This is a genomic window from Flavobacterium sp. FPG59 (genome assembly GCF_002150205.1).
Lineage (GTDB): Bacteria > Bacteroidota > Bacteroidia > Flavobacteriales > Flavobacteriaceae > Flavobacterium.
Map to the genome: position 1 here is coordinate 1 of NZ_MTCA01000416.1, position 658 is coordinate 658.

A 658-nucleotide genomic window follows, 5' to 3' on the forward strand; every position below is an offset into this window, starting at 1 on the left:
ACCTTAGCTCAGATGGTAGAGCAATGGACTGAAAATCCATGTGTCCCTGGTTCGATCCCTGGAGGTACCACAACCATAGCTCGGATGGTGAAATTGGTAGACACGCTGGACTTAAAATCCAGTGAACAGCAATGTTCGTGCGGGTTCAAGTCCCGCTCTGAGTACATAGAGAAACCCTTCAACACAGTCGTGTTGGAGTTTTTTTTTCGTTTATATTGTACCAAATTTAAATTTAAGATCTTGGAAAAAGATGGGATCAATCCCAAAACCTGTGGGGAATGAAAAATTAAGGATAAATAGTTTTTAGCCTAAAGAGGAAAAATGCAGCATTTTTAACGCCTCTAAATTGAGCTCTAAATGCTTTTATTTTGGCATTGAACGACTCTGCAGATGCGTTTGTGCTTCTGTTATCAAAATAGCTCATTATGGTTTGGTAATGATTTATTATAGATCTTGAGATTATATAGAAAGACTTAAATCCAGATTGACTTACTTTTTCATGCCATTTAGCTAATCTTGAGAGTCCAATGATTTTATCAGTTGTTTTCTCAAATATATTTCTCAATTCTTGTGCTAAATTATATGCTTTTTCGATATCGTGATATAATTCAAATAATAGCGTGGCACGTTCTATTTGGTTTTCGGACCATTTAGATTT

General features: G+C 35.9%; 1 protein-coding gene and 2 tRNA genes. 2 read left to right on the plus strand and 1 reads right to left on the minus strand.

Going from position 1 to position 658, the window contains the following annotated elements:
- Positions 1–70, plus strand: a tRNA-Phe gene (locus FPG59_RS16380).
- An 8-nt stretch (positions 71–78) separates the two neighbouring features.
- A tRNA-Leu gene (locus FPG59_RS16385) sits at positions 79–164 on the plus strand.
- 122 nt (positions 165–286) lie between these two features.
- On the opposite strand, the gene FPG59_RS16390 is transcribed toward FPG59_RS16385, so the two are convergent.
- Positions 287–658: transposase (locus FPG59_RS16390; RefSeq protein ID WP_140344736.1), on the minus strand; the 372-nt coding region annotated here is incomplete at its 5' end.